General features: G+C 66.8%; 17 protein-coding genes. 9 read left to right on the forward strand and 8 right to left on the reverse strand.

Features of this window, described 5'->3' with window-relative positions:
- Positions 1 to 86 precede the first annotated feature (86 nt).
- Positions 87 to 1,448: a magnesium transporter gene (mgtE, locus tag ABD974_RS10735; RefSeq protein WP_345303309.1), complete on the reverse strand. Its 1,362-nt coding sequence runs from the start codon at positions 1,446 to 1,448 to the stop codon at positions 87 to 89.
- A 271-nt stretch (positions 1,449 to 1,719) separates the two neighbouring features.
- Between mgtE and ABD974_RS10740 the strand changes: the two genes are divergently transcribed.
- The 3 genes from ABD974_RS10740 to ABD974_RS10750 all read left to right on the forward strand — a co-directional run bounded on the left by ABD974_RS10740 (position 1,720) and on the right by ABD974_RS10750 (position 3,191).
- Positions 1,720 to 2,208 (forward strand): hypothetical protein, encoded by a 489-nt coding sequence (locus ABD974_RS10740; protein ID WP_345303310.1) that lies wholly within the window; start codon positions 1,720 to 1,722, stop codon positions 2,206 to 2,208.
- A 106-nt stretch (positions 2,209 to 2,314) separates the two neighbouring features.
- Entirely contained in the window at positions 2,315 to 2,698 is a 384-nt protein-coding gene (locus tag ABD974_RS10745; protein ID WP_345303311.1) for a hypothetical protein, read from the forward strand.
- Between the two features lie 70 nt (positions 2,699 to 2,768).
- Positions 2,769 to 3,191, forward strand: a complete 423-nt coding sequence (locus ABD974_RS10750) for a hypothetical protein (RefSeq protein WP_345303312.1) — start codon at positions 2,769 to 2,771, stop codon at positions 3,189 to 3,191.
- Between the two features lie 202 nt (positions 3,192 to 3,393).
- On the opposite strand, the gene ABD974_RS10755 is transcribed toward ABD974_RS10750, so the two are convergent.
- From ABD974_RS10755 to ABD974_RS10785, 7 genes are all read right to left on the reverse strand, one after another.
- A complete protein-coding gene (locus ABD974_RS10755; protein WP_345303313.1) occupies positions 3,394 to 3,696 on the reverse strand; it encodes a hypothetical protein in 303 nt (100 codons plus the stop codon).
- Positions 3,697 to 4,030: 334 nt separating this feature from the next.
- On the reverse strand, positions 4,031 to 4,768 hold the full coding sequence (locus ABD974_RS10760; protein ID WP_345303314.1) for an HAD-IB family phosphatase: 738 nt from the start codon (positions 4,766 to 4,768) through the stop codon (positions 4,031 to 4,033).
- The gene (gene trpC, locus ABD974_RS10765) at positions 4,765 to 5,601 is read right to left on the reverse strand and encodes an indole-3-glycerol phosphate synthase TrpC (RefSeq protein ID WP_345303315.1); all 837 of its coding nucleotides are present in this window, start codon (positions 5,599 to 5,601) and stop codon (positions 4,765 to 4,767) included. Before trpC ends, ABD974_RS10760 begins: the two co-directional genes overlap by 4 nt.
- Positions 5,598 to 5,948 carry an antibiotic biosynthesis monooxygenase family protein gene (locus ABD974_RS10770; RefSeq protein ID WP_345303316.1) on the reverse strand — a complete coding sequence of 117 codons (351 nt, stop codon included), beginning with the start codon at positions 5,946 to 5,948 and terminating at the stop codon, positions 5,598 to 5,600. Before ABD974_RS10770 ends, trpC begins: the two co-directional genes overlap by 4 nt.
- On the reverse strand, positions 5,945 to 6,979 hold the full coding sequence (trpD, locus tag ABD974_RS10775; protein ID WP_345303317.1) for an anthranilate phosphoribosyltransferase: 1,035 nt from the start codon (positions 6,977 to 6,979) through the stop codon (positions 5,945 to 5,947). Before trpD ends, ABD974_RS10770 begins: the two co-directional genes overlap by 4 nt.
- Before the next feature lie 50 nt (positions 6,980 to 7,029).
- Positions 7,030 to 7,614, reverse strand: a complete 585-nt coding sequence (locus ABD974_RS10780; protein ID WP_345303318.1) for an anthranilate synthase component II — start codon at positions 7,612 to 7,614, stop codon at positions 7,030 to 7,032.
- An 82-nt stretch (positions 7,615 to 7,696) separates the two neighbouring features.
- Entirely contained in the window at positions 7,697 to 9,256 is a 1,560-nt protein-coding gene (locus ABD974_RS10785; RefSeq protein WP_345303319.1) for a metallopeptidase domain-containing protein, read from the reverse strand.
- A gap of 132 nt (positions 9,257 to 9,388) precedes the next feature.
- Here ABD974_RS10785 and prmA point away from each other — a divergent pair, with 132 nt between their 5' ends.
- The 6 genes from prmA (at position 9,389) to ABD974_RS10815 (ending at position 14,654) form a co-directional block, all read left to right on the forward strand.
- The gene (gene prmA, locus ABD974_RS10790) at positions 9,389 to 10,306 is read left to right on the forward strand and encodes a 50S ribosomal protein L11 methyltransferase (RefSeq protein ID WP_345303320.1); all 918 of its coding nucleotides are present in this window, start codon (positions 9,389 to 9,391) and stop codon (positions 10,304 to 10,306) included.
- Positions 10,307 to 10,335: 29 nt separating this feature from the next.
- Positions 10,336 to 11,202, forward strand: coding sequence for a DUF3426 domain-containing protein (locus tag ABD974_RS10795; protein ID WP_345303321.1), 867 nt, complete (start codon positions 10,336 to 10,338; stop codon positions 11,200 to 11,202).
- Between the two features lie 281 nt (positions 11,203 to 11,483).
- On the forward strand, positions 11,484 to 11,753 hold the full coding sequence (gene fis / locus ABD974_RS10800; protein ID WP_345303322.1) for a DNA-binding transcriptional regulator Fis: 270 nt from the start codon (positions 11,484 to 11,486) through the stop codon (positions 11,751 to 11,753).
- Positions 11,754 to 11,874: 121 nt separating this feature from the next.
- Positions 11,875 to 13,458, forward strand: a complete 1,584-nt coding sequence (purH, locus tag ABD974_RS10805) for a bifunctional phosphoribosylaminoimidazolecarboxamide formyltransferase/IMP cyclohydrolase (RefSeq protein ID WP_345303323.1) — start codon at positions 11,875 to 11,877, stop codon at positions 13,456 to 13,458.
- Positions 13,459 to 13,656: 198 nt separating this feature from the next.
- Positions 13,657 to 13,800, forward strand: a complete 144-nt coding sequence (locus tag ABD974_RS10810; protein ID WP_345303324.1) for a hypothetical protein — start codon at positions 13,657 to 13,659, stop codon at positions 13,798 to 13,800.
- A gap of 32 nt (positions 13,801 to 13,832) precedes the next feature.
- Complete coding sequence (locus ABD974_RS10815; protein WP_345303325.1) at positions 13,833 to 14,654, forward strand: hypothetical protein; 822 nt, start codon at positions 13,833 to 13,835, stop codon at positions 14,652 to 14,654.
- Positions 14,655 to 14,659: the final 5 nt, after the last annotated feature.

Here is a 14,659-nt window from a genome sequence, read left to right on the forward strand (position 1 = left end):
ATCGGAAAACGATTGCATGCGGGGGATCGTGCATGCTGCGCCGCGGCAGCGCAGGCATTCGGTGCAACCGGATCAGTGCCCTTGGATCAGCGCAGCAGGACCAGCGTCGCCAGACCGAGGAAGGTGAAGAAGCCCATCACGTCGGTGACGGTCGTGAGGAAGATGCTGCTGGCCAGCGCGGGATCGAAGCCGAGCCGCTTCAGCGTGATCGGCACCAGCACGCCCGCGGTCGCCGCGGACACCAGATTGAGCGTCAGCGCGGCCGCGATCACCAGCGACAGCCCCGGGCTGCGGAACCACACCAGCACGATCAGCGCCAGCACGAGGCCCAGCGCCAGACCGTTCAGCAGCGCCACCCGCGCCTCTTTCCACAGCAGCGTGCGGACGTTGGACGCGCTGACCTGGCCCAGGGCCAGACCGCGCACCATCAGCGCCAGCACCTGGGTCCCGGCGTTGCCGCCCATGCCGGCGACGATCGGCATCAGCACCGCCAGTGCGACCAGCTGGTCGATGGTCGCGGCGAACTGGTCGACCACGCTCGCGGCGAGAAAGGCGGTGCCGAGATTGATCGACAGCCAGATCAGCCGGCGGCGCGTGGCGCGCAGCACCGGGCTGAACATGTCCTCTTCCTCGTCCAGACCCGCGGCGCCCAGCGCCTGGTGCTCGGCCTGGTAGCGGATGATGTCGACCACGTCGTCGATGGTGATGCGGCCGAGCAGCACGTTGTTGTCGTCGACCACCGGGGCGCTGATCCAGTCGTGGTCGGAGAACATCCGCGCCACCTCGTCGGCGGACACGTCCACGCCGATGGCGGGCTGCTCGTCGTCGATCAACTGGTTGATCGGGGTGCTGGCGTCGCGGGTCAGCAGCGACTGCAGCGCGATCCGGCCGAGATACTGGTGGCGGCGGCTGATGACGTACAGATGGTCGGTGTGCTCGGGCAGTTCGCCGCGCAGGCGCAGATAGCGCAGCACCACGTCGACGGTGGTGTCGGTGCGCACCGTCACCACGTCCGGGTTCATCAGGCGCCCGGCGCTGTCCTCGTCGTAGGACAGTACCTGCTCCAGGCGCTCGCGGTTCTCGCGGTCCATCGACTTGAGGACCTCGTCGATCACCGTGTCCGGCAGGTCCTCGACCAGGTCCGCGAGGTCGTCGATGTCGAGATCCTCGACCGCCGCGACCAGCTCGTCCGGGTCCATGTCCGCGATCAGGCTCTCGCGCACGTCCTCGCCGACGTGCACCAGCACCTCGCCGTCGTCCTCGGGATCGACCAGCCCCCAGACCACGCTGCGCTTGCCGGGCGGGAGCGATTCGAGCAGGTTGCCGATCTCGGCGGGGGACAGCGTGTTGACCAGCCGCTTCACGGGGCCCAGACGGCCGCTGTCGAGCGCGTCCGAGAGCAGACGCAGCTGGCGCGCAGTCTTGTCGTGGCGGATGGTCTCGGCCATTCGATGCTCCCGGAGGCGGGTGCGCACCTTTCGAGGCTTCAACCACGACGGCGCGACAGGGTCAGGTGTCCATGGCGCGCATTATCGCCGGTCGGGGTGGGGATGCCTACCCCATGCCTCCGTCGCTGAACCGAATGATCGAAGTCGCAGGATCCGCGTCCCACTCGAATGAAGCGACAGCACCGCACTCATGACACCCGGGCAAAGGTTCGGTTGACGGCCATTCCGGGTGGAACCGAGAATCGCCACGACACTCGTCGGAACCCTGCGATTGGGCAAGCCACCCTTCGAAACGCTTCTTGACATTCTCAACGCCCAATCCACGACATGGGCCGAGGGTTATCTGGTCTTCCACGGAGGCGCCAACCCTACCGCGCAAACGGATCAATCCGCTTTTCTGGAATTCATGCACAGGTGCGAAAACAGGAAACCGCTGTGGGGTGATGTCGCGCCAATGCCTCTGCTGGCCCAGTCGCGACTCCGCACGGTGGCCGACAATGAAGCGCATGCAAGACTCTATGAAATGCTTCAGGACGAACAACGCTCGTTCGCCGGAAGACAACAAAACGAACATGAGATTCTTTCTCTGGTCGACTGCTTCATCGACCAGTTCCCGTTTTCCGTATTCCTGTCGAACGCGACACTCCAGAAAAACGGTGGTTCAAGCTGGAGTCCGGTGACCGGACACGCTTCCGATCGATTGCTTGTCGCCATCAATCATCAATGGATCGCATACTGGCTCACGCGTGATGACGAGTAACCTGATTGGTGGACAGGATCGATTCACCGTCGTCGCCGCACATCCGTTCATATCCATCCACTCCATCTCTTTCAGGCGCCCTACTTCCCGCAACAAGAAGAACCAAATGCACACCCCCGATCGAACGATCACGAAAGTCGTGAGACATGCGAACCAGGCGATGTCCGGCGGCAGCTTCGTCGCCTTTTTCTCCTTGGTAATCGTCCCGGATCTGGCAGTCGCGATTCCGATTGCGATCCAGAAAGAGGACAGCCCGGCTTCCGCCAGGGCTTTCCCTGCGATAGAACGCGGCCTGAAGCATTTCATCGCATGGCGACTGGAGCAGAGGACGCCTGTTTCCGGATTCAGGATGTACGTGACGGACGTGGTTGAACATCCGGACTTCAAGGAATTCCGATTCGTCGAAGCCACGATCATTGCCTTGAAGGATATCTTCGACCTTCATGAGATCCTGACCGGGGCTCCACAGAACCAGAACACAATCTCCTGAGCATGCAGACAACGGGATTCGCCGGCTGCACCCTGCTTCTACAAAAAACCACTGTCGCGGTGATTGCCGCATGCTGTACACGACCATCGGCAGGTACAGCGTTTCGCTTTCGTCTTCTCCCGACGTCATCAACCGCCACACACGCGAGTTTGCCGTCGTGACGAAACGCCTGACCACGCACGAATCACGCGGAGATTACGTGGCGATCGGCATCGCGGACGCAAGGCTTGGCGAAGATCCACTGGTAGAGGGGCAGTACTATCCGGGCCCTGCCTCAGGCTTCCATCCCGGGATATTGATCATTCCTGAAACCGATATCGTGTTCATCGGCGTCGGCACGAACGTGATTGTTTACAGCATGGCGCCGATTTCCGAAATCGTGCATATACAGACAGAGGCGGGCTTCTGGTGCTGGAAACGCCATGGAACCAGTGTGCTCATGTGTGCCGAGCTGGAAATCGCCGTATGGAGCATCAACGGACAAAAGCGATGACCCCGTCCCGTCGAACCTCCATGGTCGTGGCACGTAGAAGACGATGTCGTCTCCATCGATGCGATGGGCCATGTCGACGCTCACTCCCTGCAGACCGGAGAAAAAATCTGATCCGCAGCACAGCTTGGCGCCGCACACCTGAGTTAAGCCGCCACGACCGGGGCCAGCTTGAACAAATTTTTGGGGCTCAGATCGACTATGTTCATAGCCATGTTATTGGCCCACGCTGGACAAAATCTGGGGGCAGCTCCATGCCATTTGCGGACAGTATTGCCCTCAGTACTTGGCGAGGTGTTTGACGCCAGATCCAATATGCTTGCTCAAGACGCGTACCGGGGAAGTGCGTGCCGTTATCAATTCCTTGGAAATTCTTACAGGTATTCAAATATTGGTCACTTAAGAAGTAGTACTGATCACACAGCATTCCGCGCTCCTGTGCATCGGATACAAGGTAGCCAAGGAGTTCGATCATTCTTTCAATGTTCTCGCCGCCTTGCGCGTCCATTGGGAGTTCGAGATCAGGGCGTGCGTTAAATGCACTGTGCATCTCAGCGTGGCAAGAATGGCAAAGTGTTATGCCGTTTCCTGTTTCGTATCTGGCCTGTGTCAAGAAGCTCTTGCGGAGAACGTGGTGCGCAGAAACTCGTTGAGGACTGTCACACACCACGCACCGATGCAGATCACGAAGGCGTATGAACTGGCTCCACAGTCTGTGGCAGTAATTCGGGGTTCGATCTCTCTGAACAGCGTTGCTTAGACGACGCAAAGCGGCATCTAAATTAGCTAGATCCGATTGATTTTTAGTTGGCACGATTGTTTGCCCTGAGCCCTAACTAGCGCTACACCGTCTCCCCACCCCGCCCCGGGCAGCCCCAGTTGAGGATCGGGGTGCCGGCGGGCAGCACGCGGCGGAACAGGGCGATGCGTGCGGGTTTCGGGTTGACGACGACCGGTTTGCGCGCGGCCTGCAGCAGCGGGAGATCGGCGCTGCTGTCGGAGTAGGCGGCTTCGACCGGGCCGCCGTAGCCGGCGTCGGCGAGCATCCGCATCTTCATGCGGTAGTGGCAATGACGCACGGCGACGATCGAGCCGTATTTCGGGCCGACCTGGGTGCCGATCACCGGCAGGTCTTCGTGCGCGACGAACGAGAGAATCGCGCGCGCGAGTTCCGGCGGCGCGCCGGTGGCGATGATGACGCGGTCGCCGGCGTCGCGATGTCTGCGCAGCACGTCGAGCGCGATCGGCAGCAGCCGGGTCTTGATCGCTTCGGTATGGGCGGCGACGTAGCGGTCGGTGGCGTCGTCGAACTCGGCGACGGTGCGCATGCCCAGCGTGCCGACCCAGACGAAGCCGGAAATGCCGCGACGGCGGGTGGGCATCCACGCGATCATCGGGCCGAACACCGGCGCGATCAGCAGCGCGAGCAGTTGCCGCCACCAGTCGCGTTCGATCAGCCACTTGAACAGATGGCTGCCGGAATCGCCGTCGTACAGAGTGTGGTCGAAGTCGAAGACGACCAGCGGCGCATCGGCCGCAGGCATGGGGTATTGGAGCCGGGGATAGCGATGCGCGCTCATGCCGGGAAGAACAATCGCTGCAGGGCGACGCCCGGCTCGGGGTCGCGCATGAAGGATTCGCCGACCAGGAAGACATCGATGCCGGCGGCGCGCATGCGTTCGACATCGTCGCGGGTGGCGATGCCGCTTTCGGTGACCAGCGCGCGGCCTTCGGGCATCGCGGCCTTCAACGCCAGCGAGGTGTCGAGCGACACCTCGAACGTGCGCAGGTTGCGGTTGTTGACGCCGATCAGCGGCAGGCGTCCGTCGACGGCGGGCAACGCCAGCGCGCGCGCGAGTTCGTCGGCATCGTGCACTTCCACCAGCACGTCGAGGCCGACGGCCATCGCTTCGCGATAGAGCGACGACAGCTGCGCAGCGTCCAGCGCCGACACGATCAGCAGGATGCAGTCGGCGCCGAGCACCCGCGCTTCCACGATCTGATAGACATCGACGGTGAAGTCCTTGCGCAGCACCGGCAGCGCGCAGGCGGCGCGCGCCTGTTGCAGGTAGGCGTCGGCGCCCTGGAAGAAATCGATGTCGGTCAGCACCGACAGACAGGCCGCGCCGCCGGCTTCGTAGCTGCGGGCGATGGCCGGCGGATCGAACTCGGCGCGGATCACGCCCTTCGACGGGCTGGCCTTCTTCACTTCCGCGATCACCGCCGGCAGACCGGCCGCGCGCTTCGCGTCGACGGCCGCGGCGAACCCGCGCGTCGGCGGCGCGTCGACGAGGCGCGCACGCAGCGCGTCGAGCGGAACGCGGGCGCTGCGCTCGGCGATTTCTTCGGCCTTGCGGTCGAGGATGCGTTGCAGGATGTCCGCGCGTCCGGCGGCGGTGGCGTGCTGGCTCATGGGGCGGTCTTCGCGAACCAATCGTAGGCGCGTTCGACTTTGGCGACGCGGGTGATGTAGCGGGTGTACCAGTCGCGACGGCCGCGGTTGCGGATCGCGGTGTGCTCGGCGTGATGCTTCCACGACAGGATGTCGGCCTCGCTGCGCCAGTAGCTGACGGTGATGCCGATGCCATCCGCGCCGCGCACGGATTCCGCGCCGAGACAGCCCGGCTGCTGCGCGGCGAGCGCGACCATCGCGGCCGCGGCTTCGCCGTAGGCCTCGGCGTCCTCGCCGTTGCGCTGCGAGGTGAAGATCACCGCGTAATACGGCGGTTCCGGCGTGTTCGCGAACGACGGATCGCTCATGCCGCGCCCAGCCGTTGGGTGGTGGCGATGAAGTGTTCGAGCTTGGCGCGGGCGTCGCCGCTGGCGATGGCGGCGCGCGCGGCGTCGATGCCGTGGGCGACGCTGTCGGCCACGCCCGCGACGTACAGCGCGGCGCCGGCGTTGAGGCAGACGATGTCGCGCGGCAGGCCGGGCTTGTTGTTCAGTGCTTCCAGCAGCATGGCGCGGGATTCTTCCGCGTCGTTCACGCGCAGGTTGCGGCTGGCGGCCATGCCGATGCCGAAATCCTCGGGATGCAGCTCGTATTCGCGGACCTTGCCGTCGCGCAGTTCGCCGACCAGCGAGGCCGCGCCCAGCGACAGTTCGTCCATGCCGTCGCGGCCCCAGACCACCAGCGCGCGCTCGGCACCGAGTTCCTGCAGCACCCGCGCCTGGATGCCGACCAGATCCGGATGGAACACGCCCATCAGGATGTTCGGCGCACCGGCGGGATTGGTCAGCGGGCCGAGGATGTTGAAGATCGTGCGCACGCCCATCTCGCGTCGCACCGGTGCGACGACCTTCATCGCCGGATGATGCACCGGCGCGAACATGAAACCGATGCCGGTCTCGTCGATGCAGGCCGACACCTGCGCCGGCTGCAGATCGATCTTCGCGCCGAGGGCTTCGAGCACGTCGGCGCTGCCGGATTTCGAGGACACGCTGCGGTTGCCGTGCTTGGCGACCTTGGCGCCGGCCGCGGCGACCACGAACATGCTGGCGGTGGAGATGTTGAAGGTGTGCGCGCCGTCGCCGCCGGTGCCGACGATGTCGACCATGCGCTCGCGGCCCTTCACCTCGACCCGATGCGAGAACTCGCGCAGCACCGAGGCCGCGGCCGCGATCTCGCCGATGGTCTCCTTCTTCACGCGCAGGCCGGTGAGGATGGCCGCGGTCATCGCCGGCGTGACTTCGCCGCGCATGATCTGGCGCATCAGTTCGACCATCTCGTCGTGGAAGATCTCGCGGTGTTCGATCGTCCGCTGCAGGGCTTGCTGGGGCGTGATGGACATGGACGCGGGTCGCTCCGTCATGGGCGTGGGCTGCCGTTCGGCGACGGCGCTCAGGCCGCGCGCGCGAGGAAATTCTTCAGCAGCGCGTGGCCGTGTTCGGTGAGGATGGATTCGGGGTGGAACTGCACGCCTTCCACCGGGAAATCGCGGTGGCGCAGGCCCATGATCTCTTCCACGCTGCCGTCGTCGTTCTCGGTCCAGGCGGTGACTTCCAGCGCTTCCGGCAGCGTGTGCCGGTCGACGACGAGCGAGTGGTAGCGCGTGGCCTCGTAAGCGTCGGGCAGTCCGGCGAACACGCCCTTGCCTTCATGGCGGATGCGCGAGGTCTTGCCGTGCATGATCCGGCCGGCGCGGACGACATCGCCGCCGTAGGCCTGGCCGATGCTCTGGTGGCCCAGGCAGACGCCGAGGATCGGAATGCGGTCGCCCAGCCGGCGGATCACCTCGACCGAGACGCCCGCCTCGTTCGGCGTGCACGGGCCGGGGGAAATCACGATGCCGGACGGCGCCAGCGCCTCGATCTCGTCGACCGTCAGTTCGTCGTTGCGCACCACCTTCACGTCCGCGCCCAGCGCCTGCAGGTACTGCACCAGGTTCCAGGTGAAACTGTCGTAGTTGTCGATCATCAGCAGCACGACAGCGGTCTCGCGGCACACGGGGGGACGCGCAATGTAACAGGAACCGACGCGCGGGGCCCGCCCGCAGGCAGGCGCGCGCTCAGCGCCGGGGTTGGCCCTGCATGGTCCGGTCGCGGAGGCCGGGCGACGCGGCCCTCGCCGGTGCCGTCGCGGCCCCGGGCGCCCGGACCGCGCGCGGCGTCGGCCGCACGGTGACCACGAACCCTTCGGTGGTGACCGCGTCCACCTTCACCCGGAAGGCGTAGTCCGGGGACACCCAGGTTTCACCGACCTTGAACATGCTGCCTTCGTTGTTGGCGCGGTTCGCCGGCGGGGTGTCGGCATCCTGGCTCCAGGCCGGGGACGCGCGGCCGGTCTGCACCTCGTGGATGATGACCGCGTCGCCGGCCAGCTTGTTCTCGTAATTGCCGGTGCGCTTGCGCACTTCGACGGTGTAATAGCGGGTCGACTGGTCCGGATAATTGAGGGTCAACATCTGGGTGTTGACCGAGCCCGGCAGGCTGGCGCGATCGAGCGTGACCGAACGCGCGCCGGTGCCGGCGGTAATCGTGCGCTTGCGCGCGGCGGCGACCCACCCGAGACGGTTGCGCGAATAGATGTTGATGTGCTTCGGCAACGTGCCGTAGGTGGCGCTGGACACGCCGTTGTTCCACGCATCGCTCATCACGTCCCACGGGTTGTCGTAGGTGTCGCTGTCGTTGTCGGAATTGTTGGCGTGCGGCAGGCCGTAGGCGTGGCCCATCTCGTGCGACAGCGGCGCCAGGTTGCCGAACGACCACGGCGGGTTCCAGGTGGTGCTCCAGCACCTGTTGACGCCGTCGAGCGCGCCGCACTGAGCGCCGCCCCACGCGGAGCCGTCGAGATCGCCGTTGAACATCATGTTCACGCCCTGCAGGCCACCGTTCGCGGCGAAATTGACGTTGGCGTCGTGCGCGGCGGTGCAGTCCTGGAACAGCTTCGCGAGATCGACCTTGTCCTTGTTGGCGGCCTCGTCGCGGGTCACGTAATAGGAACGCGGCTGCGGCAGCGTGGCCCAGCCGTAGGCGGCGCTGCCGGCGAGGTTGATCTGGCCGTAGGACACTTCCTGCCAATAGTGATCCAACTGGCCGACGGCGCTGCCGTACTGCGACTGGAAGAAGCTCTGCGGCTTCTGCTCGCTGGCGATGTCGCTGAACTTGCACATCAGCGTCGCCCAGACCGTCACGCCGGCGACCTTGGGCGCGATCTCGCCCGCCTTCGATGGCGAGAGATCGCCGATCGGCACGATCGCGTCGACCACGACGGCTGCGCCCGCACCACCGCGTTTGGCCGCGGCCGGCGCGGTCGACACCGCGACCCGCCTGCCGAACAGCGCGTACAGATCGTGGGCGGCGCGCAGCGCCTGGTCCGGATCGATCGGGTGACGGCCGCCGTCGTCGGCGACCAGGGTGACGCGGAATTCGCTGTCGACGACACCGGCGGCCTTGGCCGCGGGCCCCGGGTCGCCCCAGGCCAATTCGAGACGGCCGATCAGCGGCGACGAGGCGCCGCGGCGACCGGCATCGCGTTCCGGGAAGGCATCGGTGCGGCGGGCGGCATCCGCCTGTGCCCCGCAGGCGAACGTCAATGCGATCAACAGACCGGTACGCAGGCATCGCATGGTCGTCTCCGGAAGGGTCGTCCGAACAGGTGCGGGAACGCTACCACCGACTTGCCGCTTCACGCCGCGACGGAAGTCCGCTTCGTCACTCCGGTAAGCTGTCGGGATCCGCCGTCCGTCGATTCCGCCGCCATGCCCTATCTGGAACTGTCCCTGCGCTGCCGCGAATCCGAGCAGCCGCGTTACGAGCGCGCGCTGGAGGATGTCGGCGCGCTGGCGGTGACTTTGCTCGATGCCGACGCCGAAACCCCGAACGAACGCGCGATCCTGGAGCCCGGCGTCGGCGAAATGCCGATCTGGGGCGAAGTGGCGCTGTCGGCGCTGTTCGATGCCGAGGCCGATCCGCTGCTGCTGCTCTCGGCGCTGGACGCCTTCGACCCCGGGCTGGACTGGTCGCAGGCCGGCTTCCGCAAGGTCGAGGATCAGGACTGGGAGCGCGCGTGGATGGACCAGTACGTGCCGCTGCGGTTCGGCGAACGCACCTGGATCGTGCCGTGGAACCACGACCTGCCGGAAGGCGCCGATGCACCGGACGCCGCGGTCGTGCGGCTCGATCCCGGCCTGGCCTTCGGCTCCGGCACCCATCCCACCACCTCGCTGTGCCTGCAGTGGCTCGACGGGCTGGCCGCGCGGGGCGAACTGCAGGGTCGCGCGGTGCTGGATTTCGGCTGCGGCAGCGGCATCCTCGCGCTCGCGGCGCTCAAGCTCGGCGCCGGCCGCGCGGTCGGCGTCGACAACGACCCGCAGGCGATCCTCGCCACCCACGACAACGCGGCGCGCAACGGCGTGGGCGACCGCATCGCCGTGCACCTGCCGGCGGACGAACCCGCGACCACCTATCCGGTGGTGGTCGCGAACATCCTGGCCGCGGCGCTGGACGCGCTGGCCGACACCCTCGCCGCGCGGGTCGCACCCGGCGGCCGGATCGCGCTGTCGGGCATCCTCGCCGGACAGGAGGACGAACTGCTGCCGCGCTACGGCGCCTGGTTCGACGGGCTGCGCGTCGTCCGCGAGGACGATTGGGTGAGGATCGACGGCGTTCGCAGATAGCGCCCGCACGGCATGCTTCAATAGCCCGCATGTTCATCAACTGCCCCTATTGCCGCGCGCTGGTGTCGACCGATCCGGTGACGGATCAGCCGCCCACCCACTGTCCGCACTGCGACAGCCTGCTGCGCCGCGATCCCGACGCGCCCTTCGACGGCGACGATATGGAAGAGCGTCCGCCGCTGGACATGGCCGCGCTGCTGAATGCGCCGGAGATGCTGTCGCCGCCCGTTGCGACCACAGCGGAAGCGGGCGAAGCGATGCTCGATACCATCGCACCCACGGCGGACACGCACGACGCGGGCGCTTCCGAAGTCGCCCCACTGCCGGCCAACGGTCCCGCCGCGCCTGCGGTCGCCGCACCGCCGGCGCGCACGCGCATCGGCCGCGCGATGCCCAGTTTCGCCCGCGGTTCCGCCGGCACCGGCACCGGCCGGCGCGAGCGCTGGGTGATCGCGGTCGTGATCGCGCTCGCCCTGCTGCTCGCGCTGCAACTGCTGCTCGCGGACCGCGCGCGGCTGGCGGGCGATGCGCACTGGCGGCCGCTGCTGCTCGCGCTGTGCGCGCCGCTGCGATGCGAACTGCCGCCGTGGCGCGAACCCGCCGCGTTCACCCTGGTGCAGCGCGACGTGCGCCAGCATCCGACCCGGCCCGGCGCGCTGCGCGTCTCGGCGACGTTCCGCAACGATGCGCGCTGGTCGCAGCCGTGGCCGCGACTGGAGCTGACGCTGTCCGACGCGAACGGACGCCCCGCGGGCGAGCGCAGCTTCAAGGTCGAGGAATATCTCGGCGGCGCGCCGAGCCAACCCGAACTCGCCAGCGGCGAAAGCGCGACCGTGGCGATGGACATCCTGGAACCCGCGTCGGGCATCGTCGGCTACGATTTCGGTTTCCGCTGATCGACACGGACATTTCGGACGGTCACTTCGGGCCACGCGGCCCGCGCCGCGTAACGCGAAAGCTTCGCATTTCCGGCCATCCAATGCGCGATCAATCACTTGCCGTGCCGCGATCGCCGCGACCTTCGCCATTCATCGGGAAACCCGGTCTGTAACGGGATTTCCCCCTGCCTGCGCCATGGCAGGCGACCATCGCCCACGCTAGACTCACACCCCCTCGCCGCCCCGGCGACGGTCGGCCAGGGACGGGGCCCACGCGATACGCCACCGAGAGACCGTTCTTGAACGCCGAACGCCACGACACCGCCAATCGTCCCGCCTCGCGCACGCCCCTGCGCGAGCACGTCGCGCATTCCGTGCGTCGCTATCTCGGCGATCTCAACGGTTCGGATACCCACAATCTCTACGACATCGCGTTGCGCGAACTGGAAATTCCGCTGTTCGCGGAAGTGCTGCTGCACTGCGACGGCAACCAGAGCCGCGCCGCGGCGATGCTGGGCATCCACCGGGCGACGCTGCGCAAGAAGCTGAAGGATTACGGCATCGGCTGAGCCCTGCGCAGGCCGGCGCCGATCCCTGCGTAGGCTGGCGCCGCCTGCGCGCAACCGGAGAGCGCCCCGCGCGCGGGCGGCCTTTATAATCGCGGCCTCCTCCGTCCCGCCCCGCCTCCCGATGACCAGCCACCTGCCCAGCGCCCCGGTGACGCTCCGCCGCGCGCTGCTGTCCGTGTCCGACAAGACCGGCCTGCTCGAACTCGCCCGCGCCCTCGCCGACCGCAACGTCGAACTGCTGTCCACCGGCGGCACCGCCCGGGCCATCCGCGAGGCCGGCATTCCGGTGCGCGACGTCAGCGAGGTCACCGGCTTCCCGGAAATGATGGACGGCCGCGTGAAGACCCTGCATCCGATGGTGCACGGCGGCCTGCTCGGGCGCGCCGGCACCGACGACGCGGTGATGGCCGAACACGGCATCGGCGCGATCGATCTGCTGGTGCTGAACCTGTATCCGTTCGAAGCGGTCTCGGCCAATCCCGACAGCAGCATCGAGGACGTCATCGAGAACATCGACATCGGCGGTCCGGCGATGCTGCGCTCCGCGGCGAAGAACTACGCCCGCGTCGCCGTCGCCACCAATCCCGCGCAGTACGCCGGCCTTCTCGCCGAGCTGAACGCCAACGACGGCGCGTTGTCCGGCAGGACACGCTTCGCGCTCTCGGTCGCCGCGTTCAACCGCGTGGCGCAGTACGACGCGTTCATCAGCAACTATCTGTCGTCGCTGCAGGACGATGGTACGCGCGCGCTGTTCCCGGCGCAGAACAACAGCAACTTCGTGAAGGTGATGGATCTGCGTTACGGCGAGAATCCGCACCAGCACGGCGCCTTCTACCGCGATCTGTGGCCGGTGCCGGGCACGCTGGCGACGTTCTCGCAGCTGCAGGGCAAGGAACTGAGCTACAACAACCTCGCCGACGCCGATGCCGCCTGGGAATGCGTGCGCCAGTTCGCGGCGCCGGCCTGCGTGATCGTGAAGCACGCCAATCCCTGCGGCGTCGCCGAAGGCGCACACTGCGCCGACACCTACGAGGCGGCCTACGCCACCGATCCGACCTCGGCCTTCGGCGGCATCATCGCCTTCAACACCCGGCTGGACGGCGCCACGGCGAAGACCATCCTCGACCGCCAGTTCGTCGAAGTGCTGATCGCGCCCGACTACGACGACGAGGCGCTGGCCTACGCGAAGAAGAAGGCCAACGTGCGCGTGCTGCGCATTCCGCACGGCGAGGGCCGCAACAACATGGACGTGAAGCGCGTCGGCTCCGGCCTGCTGATGCAGACCGCCGACATCCGCGAAGTGAGCGCGGACGAGCTGAAGGTGGTGACGAAGCTCGCGCCGACCGCCGCACAGCTCGGCGATCTGCTGTTCGCCTGGCGCGTGGCCAAGTTCGTGAAGTCGAACGCGATCGTGTACGCGAAGGACAAGCGCACCGTCGGCGTCGGCGCCGGCCAGATGAGCCGCGTCTATTCCGCGCGCATCGCCGGCATCAAGGCGGCCGACGCCGGTCTGATCGTGCCCGGCTCGGTGATGGCCAGCGACGCCTTCTTCCCGTTCCGCGACGGCATCGACGCCGCCGCCGAAGCGGGCATCGCGGCGGTGATCCAGCCCGGCGGCTCGATGCGCGACCAGGAAGTGATCGACGCCGCCAACGAACACGGCCTCGCGATGGTGTTCACCGGCGTACGGCATTTCCGGCATTGATCGCGGCTTTGCTCCTTCCCCCGCGCGCGGGGGAAGGTCGGGATGGGGGCGACGCGTCCGCCACCCCAGCCCCACGCACAAGGAGGCAACACCGGTGCTCACATGACCCGACTTGAACGCGCAGCTCAAGTCATTAGGAACTTTCGCCCCCGGAATTCGTTGCATATCTTTCGAAACCGGACCCACCGGAGCTGAAAGATGAAAATCAACCGCATACTCACGAAGATGAACAAGAGGGGCTTTCGTTCGGAAACGACCGAGAAAAACGAGCGTCTGAAAATCTGGCTGACCTTCGTCAGCGGCACCATCAGCGCACTCGTCGGCGCATTGTTCATGCGATGAATCACAAGTTCCCTCACCTTTGGAATATACCCATGCGCTTCCGTTCCGCCACCTTCGCCATCGCCCTCGCCGCCGGCTTCGCCGCCCCGGCCCTCGCGCTCACGCCGCAGGCGCCCGGCAAGGTCACCGATGCGGAGGCGCAGCGCCTGCTCCGCGAGACCTATGGCGAACCGGCGACGCTCCAGGGCGAGTGGCCGGCGACCTCCGGCGCCCGAAGCGAAGACGGGATCGCGCCGACCGCGCGCATCGTCTGCGCCGACAGCGGCAGCGACACCCTCGGCCCGCGCCGCATCGCGGTCTGCACCTCGTTCGCGGACGCCGGCCACGCGCAGTCCGGCGAAGTCGATCTGTTCCTGCTGCTCGACCCGCGCGACGGGGAAACGCGGGCGCGGATCGGCGCGCAGGAGCGCGGCGTGCAGACCGGCGGCTGGGGGTCCCCGGGTGAAGTGACATTCCAGGAGATCGGCCCGGGCCGCGTCGCGTTCGCGCTGGCGTCGGGCTATTCGAACATGGGCTGGTCGACCGGCCATGTCTCGCTGTATGACACGGAGAACGGCCACGCGGAGAGCGACAAGTTCGAAAACGTGCTGTCGATCGCGACCGACCTGAGCAACGGCGGCGCCTGCGACCCCGACGAAGACCGCGGATGTCGCGCACGCGCGATCGACCTCACCTGCGCGCTGCGCTTCGACCGCAACCGCATCGACGCCGGCCGCTACGCCGTGTCGATCACGGTCTCGGGCACGCGCGGCGGACGCAAGGTCGCGCGCACGATCCCGGTGCCGTTCGATGCCGGCCACTATCGCATCGACGCCGCCACCCTTCAGCGCGACGGCTGCGACGAAGGTTTCTGAGCATC

Origin of the sequence: Lysobacter hankyongensis (assembly GCF_039543145.1) — a bacterium.
Classification (GTDB): domain Bacteria; phylum Pseudomonadota; class Gammaproteobacteria; order Xanthomonadales; family Xanthomonadaceae; genus Lysobacter_I; species Lysobacter_I hankyongensis.

Excerpts from the sequence above, each read along its gene's own strand:
- mgtE (WP_345303309.1), bottom strand. The coding sequence starts at position 1,448 with ATGGCCGAGACCATCCGCCACGACAAGACTGCGCGCCAGCTGCGTCTG.
- ABD974_RS10745 (WP_345303311.1), top strand. The coding sequence starts at position 2,315 with ATGCACACCCCCGATCGAACGATCACGAAAGTCGTGAGACATGCGAAC.
- ABD974_RS10750 (WP_345303312.1), top strand. The coding sequence starts at position 2,769 with ATGCTGTACACGACCATCGGCAGGTACAGCGTTTCGCTTTCGTCTTCT.
- ABD974_RS10755 (WP_345303313.1), bottom strand. The coding sequence starts at position 3,696 with ATGGACGCGCAAGGCGGCGAGAACATTGAAAGAATGATCGAACTCCTT.
- ABD974_RS10760 (WP_345303314.1), bottom strand. The coding sequence starts at position 4,768 with ATGAGCGCGCATCGCTATCCCCGGCTCCAATACCCCATGCCTGCGGCC.
- trpC (WP_345303315.1), bottom strand. The coding sequence starts at position 5,601 with ATGAGCCAGCACGCCACCGCCGCCGGACGCGCGGACATCCTGCAACGC.
- ABD974_RS10770 (WP_345303316.1), bottom strand. The coding sequence starts at position 5,948 with ATGAGCGATCCGTCGTTCGCGAACACGCCGGAACCGCCGTATTACGCG.
- trpD (WP_345303317.1), bottom strand. The coding sequence starts at position 6,979 with ATGTCCATCACGCCCCAGCAAGCCCTGCAGCGGACGATCGAACACCGC.
- ABD974_RS10785 (WP_345303319.1), bottom strand. The coding sequence starts at position 9,256 with ATGCGATGCCTGCGTACCGGTCTGTTGATCGCATTGACGTTCGCCTGC.
- prmA (WP_345303320.1), top strand. The coding sequence starts at position 9,389 with ATGCCCTATCTGGAACTGTCCCTGCGCTGCCGCGAATCCGAGCAGCCG.
- ABD974_RS10795 (WP_345303321.1), top strand. The coding sequence starts at position 10,336 with ATGTTCATCAACTGCCCCTATTGCCGCGCGCTGGTGTCGACCGATCCG.
- purH (WP_345303323.1), top strand. The coding sequence starts at position 11,875 with ATGACCAGCCACCTGCCCAGCGCCCCGGTGACGCTCCGCCGCGCGCTG.
- ABD974_RS10810 (WP_345303324.1), top strand. The coding sequence starts at position 13,657 with ATGAAAATCAACCGCATACTCACGAAGATGAACAAGAGGGGCTTTCGT.
- ABD974_RS10815 (WP_345303325.1), top strand. The coding sequence starts at position 13,833 with ATGCGCTTCCGTTCCGCCACCTTCGCCATCGCCCTCGCCGCCGGCTTC.